This is a genomic window from Streptomyces turgidiscabies Car8 (genome assembly GCF_000331005.1).
GTDB classification, from domain to species: Bacteria; Actinomycetota; Actinomycetes; order Streptomycetales; family Streptomycetaceae; genus Streptomyces; species Streptomyces turgidiscabies.
In genome coordinates, this window is sequence record NZ_AEJB01000290.1 from 1 (window position 1) to 7,542 (window position 7,542).

Sequence of the window (7,542 nt, forward strand, 5' to 3'; positions counted from 1 at the left end):
TCCCGCCCCCGCATGGGGGCAGTCAGGAGCAGTACCAGCATGACCGAGAACATCATCCCGCTCACCAAAACCCCGCCCACCGACTCCGAGTCGGACGTGACCCCCACCGTGCTGACCGTGGTGCCCGACGCCCCGCCCGCACCCCTGACACCGCTGTGGGTGCGCTCCGGGCGGGCCGTCAAAACCGTGATCACGCACGAGACGACCACGACCACCGCCCGTGCGGTCGTCCGTCACAGTCTCTACACGTTCAACGGCGGGCGGATCGTTGCCCGACGTGCGTGGGACGGGAAGACCGGGGCCCGCTACGAACGCATGATCCGCACAGCGGAAGCTGCCGGGAACCTGGAAGCGGCTGAGGAGTGGGAGGAGCGGCTCACGCGCTTCCGGCAGGCCCGCCACCACCGCCGCATGGACCTCCTGCACTCGCCCGTAGAGGCCGCGAAGGGGCTTGCGGTCGGTACCGGGGTCGGCATCGGGGTGCTGGTCGCGCTCGGGGTCGTCATGGCGATCAACAACCACGACATCGGCGACGTGATCACGCCTCTGAAAGCGACCATCGACTTCATCGCCCTGCTGATCCGGATCGTGCAGGTCACGTGGGGTACCGCGCTGATCGTCGGCCCGCTGCTCGCCCTGCTCGCGCTGTGGACCGTCGGCAGCAAGCAGCAGGCCGCCCCGCAGTGGGCACTGCCCGCCAACGTCCGCAACGGCGAGGGCGAACCGGTCACCCCGTCGATCGTCGTCAAGGCCCTGCGTGACCTCGGAGTGCCCGCGCTGCGCAACGCCATCAAGGACATGGGCGACGCCGGCGCGTCCATGCTGGGCCCGATCCGGATTGCCGGGTGCGGGGTGGAAGTCGACGTGACGCTTCCCTCGGGGGTGTCGACGATCGAAGTGCAAAACCGGCGCCGGAAGCTTGCCGAGAACCTGTCCCGGCATGAGCACGAAGTGTTCATCACCATCCCCCAGGCGGCCCGCACGGTGCGGCTGTGGGTCGCCGACTCGGGCGCATTGGATGAGCCGATCGGGCCGTCTCCGCTGGTCACCGACGAGACCATGACCGCCGACTACGCCAAGGGAAAAGCCCCGTGGGGTCAGGACCTGCGTGGCGACATGGCGGCCCTGAGCGTGTATCAGCGCCACCTCCTGATCACCGGGCTTTCGAACCAGGGCAAGACCGTTGCCCTGCGCTCGCTGGCCCTGTGGCTCGCGTTGGACAAGTCGGTTCAGTTCTGGATCGGGGACCTCAAGGGCATCGGTGACTGGAAGATGTTCAACGGGCTCGCCACCGTGCTGATCCAGGGGCCGACCGATGACCACGTCATCCAGGTCACGGAGATGGTGGAGCGGGCGGTGGAGGAGATGAACCGCCGGATCCAGGCCCCGCCCGGCACGGTGTTCCCCGCCCTGATCGTCATCGTCGACGAAGCACAGATGGCGTTCATGTGCCCGGTCGTCGACGACGAGCGCCGCCCCTACGGCGGCTCCAAGGCCACCTCCCGGTACTTCATGGCGGTCCGCAAGATTCACAACCAGGGCCGCGCCGTGAACGTGCTCATGTGGCAGGGCACCCAGGACCCCACCGACCAGAACCTCCCCAAGCTCGTCCGCGAGGGCGCCCACACGCGTGCCTCACTCGCGCTCGGTACCGAGTCGCAAGCCCGGATGGCACTGGGGGACAAGGCAGTCGACGGGGGCGCCGCACCGAACCTGCTGCGTCCGGGGCTGGACCGGGGAACGCTGGTCGTCGCGTCCGACGGGATCGCCGTCCCCGCCGGGCAGGCATCCATCACGGTCCGCACGCACTACATCGACGACGACGCGGCCGAAGCCATCACCGACCGCGCCAAGGCCATGCGCACCGGCATCACCACCCTGCGCGTCGTCGACACCGGCGAGCAGCGAGACCCGCTCGCCGACATCGCCGCCGTCCTCGGGGACGCGCCGCGACTGTTCACGCAGGAGGTCCTCAAGCGGCTCGCGACGCTGGACGCGGACGCCTACGGCGCCTGGTCGTTCATCAACCTCAAGCGCGTCCTGGACGGCACCGGAGCCGAGCCGTACAAGTCGGACGGCCGCATGGTCGTCGCCGCCGAACGCGTCTCGCGCGCCCTCACCAACCGCGACGACGAGGGTTCCGCTTCCGCCGCTGAATGAGAGGGAGCCACACCCCGGCGGGCCAGGGAGGCAGGGAGAACTCCCTACCCCCTTCCCTGACCCGCCTCCCTGACCCTGACCTGCACGAATGATCAGTCAGGGAGGCAGGGAGGCATCCCAGGTCAGACCCCTGAAACCCCCTCCACAGCGCACCCCGAAGGGGGTGTCTCTTCCTCCCTGGCCTACCGCCGGAAGGGATTCCGCATGTACCCCGAGACCAGTCCCCGATCGACCGCCACCGACACCGGTATGAACGAGGCTCAGGCCGAAACCGAGGCCCGCCGGATCATCGCCGACGCCTACCGGCCCACCACCTACCGCGACACCACCCCGGTCCCCGCCCACGGTGAGACCCCGCCCGTCGCACAGCCCGGACGGCCCCCGATGAGCCAGGGCGCCACCGACGCGAGCGTGCTCATGCTCGCCGGCGCCACCGCCACCACCATGGTCGGCGGCACAGCAGGCGTGCTCCTGTACCTCTCCCAGTTCGCCAACCCGATCGTGTGCGGCCTGGTGTTCGGCGCCCCCACCGCCCTCGTCCTCGCCCTCGCCCGGCTCGCCCGGCACGCCAAGCCCGCCCCCGACATCCACCACCACTACGAAGGCCCCGTCTACCAGGACCAGCGCAACGTCCACACCCGCACCACCGGTGTCTGGGCCAAGACGAACAACCACCACTGACGCCAAGGGCGGCCCCCCTCTCGCCAAAGAACCGGGGCCGCCCTTGTCCAGCCAGTCCTCAACAGACCTGTTGGAGGTCTCCAGCATGACCGATCGCCGCATCCACCCGCGACTCCCCGACGGAACCGAAAGGGTGGTCACCACCCGGACCGAGCCGCGTCCCGACGGCAGCACCGTCCTCACCCTGGTCACCGTCGGCCCGCCGCTCGTTCTGGTCGAACACCGCATGTTCCTCGACAAGTACCTCACCCGCTCGCTCCTGTGCACCCTCACCCGCGACCTGGACGGCGTGCCCGCCCCCGGCCCCACCCCGGAGGCCGCCGCCCTCCTCGACGCGTTCCGTACCGGCGACAAGGCAGCCTTCGGCGCGGCTCAGGACGCATTCAACGACCGCGTCTTGAGCCTGTGGGCCGACGAGGACGGGAGCGCCGCCGCATGAACGGGCACCTGTTGAAGGCCGCCCTGGACGCTGCCGAGCGTGACTGGCCCGTCCACCCGTTGCGCCCAGGGGCCAAGCCGCCCGCCCTGCACGGTGAGGCCGCATGCCGCCGCACCGGCGAGTGCGTGAGCGGGCACCGGAAGTGGGAGCAGCGGGCCACCACCGACCCCGACCGTATCCGCGCCGCGTGGGCCCTGCGCCCGTACAACGTCGGCATCGCCACCGGCCCTTCCGGGCTGGTCGTCGTCGACCTCGACATGCCCAAGCCCGAAGACGATGCGGACACGCCTGACGGCGAGACATCCTTCCAAGCGCTCTGCGAGCGCGCCGGGCACCCCGTCCCCACCACCCTCACGGTGCGGACCCCCAGCGGCGGCCAGCACCTGTACTTCACCACCCCGCCCGGCATCCAACTGCCCAGCACCAAGGGCACGTTGGCCCCGAAGATCGACACCCGCGCATGGGGCGGCTACGTCGTCGCCGCCGGCTCCCTCACCCCCGCCGGACCCTACGAAGCCCTCAGCGGCTCTGTGGCGGCCCCGGTGCCCGGATGGCTGCTGAGCATCCTGACACCAGCCCCCAAGCCGCCACAGACCCCCTCAGGGCCCGTAACGACGCAATCAGGTCGATACGCTGACATGGCGCTCGGCAAAGAGGCCCGCAACGTTGCCGGGGCCCAACCAGGGCAGCGCGAAGCGACGTTGTTCCGGGCGGCGCGCGCCCTGGGCCGGTTCGTCGCGTGGGGCGACCTCCCCCGGAGCGTGGTCGAACAGGCTCTTCAGGAGGCGGGGGAGGGGGCGGGACTCACCGCCGCCGAATGCCGCTCCACGCTGCGCAGCGCACTGAACTGGTCGATCGCCCACAACCAGCTTCGCCGGGACGCGGCATGAACACCCCACTCCCTCCCCCTCTGAAGAGCATCACCCGACCCGCGACGGACCCGCGCGCCGCCGAACCCTCCCTGCCACGGCCGGCCAAGGGCGACCCGCAGGAAGCCGCCGAAGGCGTCCCCAATGCCGTTCGCTCCAACCCGCCGCGTGGCGACGGCCGTTACCCGATCGCGTGGCTGCACATCTGCACGCCGTACGGCGCGACACCGTCCGCCACCTCACGGTGCGAGTGCGGCCGTGACCGCCGGGCGTTCGGCGGCCCCCACGTGCTCGCCCTGATCGACGACCACACCGCCCACCGCGACACCTGCCCGCTCCGCACCCCCCAGGAAGGGAGGGCCGCCGCATGACCGACACCATCGACGGCGCTGCGCTGCTCAACGAGGTCGAAGCCTTCCACCGCCGCTTCAACGTCTTCCCCACCCAAGCCGCCTACGTCGCGGTGACCCTGTGGGACGCGCACGCGCACCTGCTCGATGCGTTCGACTCCACCCCGCGTCTCGCGTTCCTCTCGCCCGAGCCGGGCTCGGGGAAGTCGCGGGCCCTGGACGTGGTGGAAACCCTCGTACCGCGCTCCATGGCGGCTGCGGACGCTTCCGCCGCAGCACTGTTCCGGTCCGTCTCCGGAATCGACGGCGGCCGGCCCACCATCCTCTTCGACGAAATCGACACGATCTTCGGTCCCAAAGCAGGGGACAACGAGCAGCTTCGCGGGTTCATCAACGCCGGACACGCGCGCGGACGCCCCATGTACCGGTGCGTCGGAGACGGCTCCAACCAGCAAGTACAGGGCTTCCCCTCGTACTGCGCCGTCGCGGTCGCCGGACTCGGCGGGCTACCCGACACGATCATGACCCGCTCCGTCATCGTCCGCATGCGCCGCCGCGCCCGCAACGAAAAGGTAGAACAGTTCCGTACCCGCATCCACGTGCCGGAAGGCAACCAACTCCGGGACCGGCTCGCCAAGTGGGCCGAGACCGTACAGGAACGCATCACGGGCGCCTTCCCCGAGATGCCCGACGGGGTCACCGACCGGCCCGCCGACGTATGGGAACCCCTGCTCACCGTCGCCGACGCGGCAGGAGGCGACTGGCCCAAACGGGCCCGCGAAGCCTGCCAGACCCTGGTCACCGCATCCCGCGCCAACGACAAGGGCAGCATCGGAATCCGTCTCCTGACCGACCTGCGAGACCACGTCCTCATCGGCATCGACCGCCTGCCCACCGTCGCCATCCTCGACCGCCTCAACGCCCTCGACGACGCACCGTGGGCCGACCTCAACGGCAAGCCCCTCGACAACCGGCGCCTGTCACGAATGCTCAGCGAGTACGGCAACGCCGACGGGGACCCCGTCGTCTCCCGCAACATCCGCACCGCCGGCGGAGTCCTCAAGGGGTTCTTCGCGGAAGACCTCGAAGACGCCTGGTCTCGCTACTGCCCGCCCCCCAGGGCCGCTACATCCGCTACGCCGCTACATCCCAGCTCAGAGCCCCTGAATCTGTAGCGGCAACCCCCGATGTAGCGGCTACGGCTTCCACCCCCGAAGCGGCCGTAGCCGCTACATCCAACCCGTCCGCTACAAAAAACCGCCCGCTGACCTGCGATGTAGCGGTGTAGCGGATGTAGCGGACTTCCCAGAAGGGGTCGAACCCCCGCCCCTCCCAAACTGAAGTGAGGACAGCGGCATGAGCGCCCGTGCGCTGGACGAGAAGATGACCATCAAAGAGGTCATTGCCGATCTGAAGGTTCCTTCGTCGACCTTTCACCGGTGGCGCCAAATCGGAAAGGCGCCCCGCTCGATCAAGCTTCCGAACGGTGACGTGCGAATCCGTCGATCGGAATATGAGCGTTGGCTTTCGGAACGGGAGGACGCTGCGTGACCAGCAGTACGACCGGTGCGACTCAGGGCGCTCACGGAAGTGAGCGCCCTGAGGGCAGCGAAGAACGAACCTTCTCAACTGACGTCCGCGTATGGGGAGTCGGCAAAGTAGCCAGCAAGGCGGCCCCGTATCAACTCCGATGGATCGTTGCAGGAAAGCGTCGCTTCGCGTCGTTCGCTACTTCGGCACTTGCCGATACTCGCCGCTCCGAATTGCGGCAAGCTCTCCGCAGAGGTGAGGCATTCGATGTGGAGTCGGGTCTGCCGGAGTCGGAGGTCCGGAAGGCAGACGCAGCGGCAGTAGCGAAAACTGCGGAGAAGCTGGATCTCACGTGGTGGGATTTCTCGCGCGAGTTTATGAAACGTCGTTGGCGTACAGCAGCGGCGAAAACTCGGGAGGGATTCGCAGACAGTCTTGCGGCCGCCGCCCTGGGGATGATGGCTGACAAGCCGAATGCCCCTGACCTCCTGGCCGTGCGGCGGGCCGTGAGGTGGACCGTTGTGCCAGCCCATGAGCACGAGGAACCCCCTCCTGCCCTGGAAAAAGTCTGCGCGTGGCTCGCGGAGAACTCGCTTCCCCTATCGGCGCTGCGAGATACCGGAACAGCGGAGGACGTCCACTACCGGTTGGCCTACAGGCTTGACGGAAAGCTAGCCGCCAAGGACACGTACAAGCGCCGGCGCCGCAACATCAACGCTGCCATGGCGTACGCGATCCAGAAGGGGTATCTGGACAAGAACCCGATTGTTGGGTTAGAGCGAACCGCTACTGCTGCCAGTGGTCCGCTTGACCCGCGCGTTCTCATGAACGCTACACAGGGGCGCGAGTTCCTGACGGCCGTTTCTTACGTAGGCTCGGTTCATCGAAATCGGGGAAGGCGTTTGGTCGCGTTCTTCGGATGCATCCTGTACGCCGCGATGCGCCCGGCGGAAGTAGTTGGACTGAGACTCGATGACTGCCAATTGCCGGAAGCTGGATGGGGCGTTCTCACCCTTCGGGAAACACGCCCTGTATCGGGCAAGAAGTGGACCGACTCGGGCGAGCGGCACGACAAAAGGGGATTGAAGATGCGAGACCCCGAAGCAGATCGTCCGGTGCCGATTCCGCCCGTGTTGGTTGCCATGCTCCGGGCGCACGTCAAGGAGTTCGGAGTGGCCGCCGACGGTCGGGTGTTCCAGAACGAGCGGGGCGGTTTGGTGGGCACGTCCAGTTACTGGCGTGTGTGGCAGGAAGCGCGGGCCTACGCCTTCCCGCCGCCCAAGGTCCATTCGCCGCTCGCTGAGAAGCCGTACCACGGGCGAGCCACGTGCATCACGGACTGGCTCCGCTCGGGCCTACCCGTTGCCGAGGTGGCCCGTCGCGCGGGCACGTCCCCCGAGGTCATCAACCGCCACTACGCCGGCTGTCTCGACAACAGCGAGGAGGCGGACAACAGGAAGATCGAAAAGGCGATGGGATGGGGGCCATCGGACGCTCCCTGAGGAGTGCGTGG

8 protein-coding genes are annotated in these 7,542 nt (G+C 68.4%); all 8 read left to right on the forward strand.

Annotation, left to right across the window (positions count from 1 at the left end; translation table 11 throughout):
• The first annotated feature begins 39 nt into the window (after window positions 1–39).
• The 8 genes from STRTUCAR8_RS19290 (at window position 40) to STRTUCAR8_RS19320 (ending at window position 7,531) form a co-directional block, all read left to right on the forward strand.
• Entirely contained in the window at window positions 40–2,160 is a 2,121-nt protein-coding gene (locus STRTUCAR8_RS19290) for an FtsK/SpoIIIE domain-containing protein (protein ID WP_044472472.1), read from the forward strand.
• Between the two features lie 204 nt (window positions 2,161–2,364).
• Window positions 2,365–2,841: a hypothetical protein gene (locus STRTUCAR8_RS19295; protein ID WP_006377520.1), complete on the forward strand. Its 477-nt coding sequence runs from the start codon at window positions 2,365–2,367 to the stop codon at window positions 2,839–2,841.
• An 85-nt stretch (window positions 2,842–2,926) separates the two neighbouring features.
• A complete protein-coding gene (locus tag STRTUCAR8_RS19300; protein ID WP_044472473.1) occupies window positions 2,927–3,280 on the forward strand; it encodes a hypothetical protein in 354 nt (117 codons plus the stop codon).
• Window positions 3,277–4,170, forward strand: a complete 894-nt coding sequence (locus STRTUCAR8_RS19305; RefSeq protein ID WP_044472474.1) for a bifunctional DNA primase/polymerase — start codon at window positions 3,277–3,279, stop codon at window positions 4,168–4,170. Before STRTUCAR8_RS19300 ends, STRTUCAR8_RS19305 begins: the two co-directional genes overlap by 4 nt.
• Window positions 4,167–4,520, forward strand: a complete 354-nt coding sequence (locus tag STRTUCAR8_RS54285; RefSeq protein WP_006377521.1) for a hypothetical protein — start codon at window positions 4,167–4,169, stop codon at window positions 4,518–4,520. The genes STRTUCAR8_RS19305 and STRTUCAR8_RS54285 overlap by 4 nt, the downstream gene beginning before the upstream one ends.
• Window positions 4,517–5,674, forward strand: a complete 1,158-nt coding sequence (locus STRTUCAR8_RS19315) for a DUF3631 domain-containing protein (RefSeq protein WP_006377522.1) — start codon at window positions 4,517–4,519, stop codon at window positions 5,672–5,674. The genes STRTUCAR8_RS54285 and STRTUCAR8_RS19315 overlap by 4 nt, the downstream gene beginning before the upstream one ends.
• Before the next feature lie 181 nt (window positions 5,675–5,855).
• Window positions 5,856–6,050, forward strand: coding sequence for a helix-turn-helix transcriptional regulator (locus STRTUCAR8_RS49870; RefSeq protein WP_078507240.1), 195 nt, complete (start codon window positions 5,856–5,858; stop codon window positions 6,048–6,050).
• Window positions 6,047–7,531 carry a tyrosine-type recombinase/integrase gene (locus STRTUCAR8_RS19320; RefSeq protein WP_006377518.1) on the forward strand — a complete coding sequence of 495 codons (1,485 nt, stop codon included), beginning with the start codon at window positions 6,047–6,049 and terminating at the stop codon, window positions 7,529–7,531. Before STRTUCAR8_RS49870 ends, STRTUCAR8_RS19320 begins: the two co-directional genes overlap by 4 nt.
• The last annotated feature ends 11 nt before the right edge of the window (window positions 7,532–7,542 follow it).

Coding starts and splice junctions, on each gene's coding strand:
- STRTUCAR8_RS19290 (WP_044472472.1), top strand. CDS start 40: ATGACCGAGAACATCATCCCGCTCACCAAAACCCCGCCCACCGACTCC.
- STRTUCAR8_RS19295 (WP_006377520.1), top strand. CDS start 2,365: ATGTACCCCGAGACCAGTCCCCGATCGACCGCCACCGACACCGGTATG.
- STRTUCAR8_RS19300 (WP_044472473.1), top strand. CDS start 2,927: ATGACCGATCGCCGCATCCACCCGCGACTCCCCGACGGAACCGAAAGG.
- STRTUCAR8_RS19305 (WP_044472474.1), top strand. CDS start 3,277: ATGAACGGGCACCTGTTGAAGGCCGCCCTGGACGCTGCCGAGCGTGAC.
- STRTUCAR8_RS54285 (WP_006377521.1), top strand. CDS start 4,167: ATGAACACCCCACTCCCTCCCCCTCTGAAGAGCATCACCCGACCCGCG.
- STRTUCAR8_RS19315 (WP_006377522.1), top strand. CDS start 4,517: ATGACCGACACCATCGACGGCGCTGCGCTGCTCAACGAGGTCGAAGCC.
- STRTUCAR8_RS49870 (WP_078507240.1), top strand. CDS start 5,856: ATGAGCGCCCGTGCGCTGGACGAGAAGATGACCATCAAAGAGGTCATT.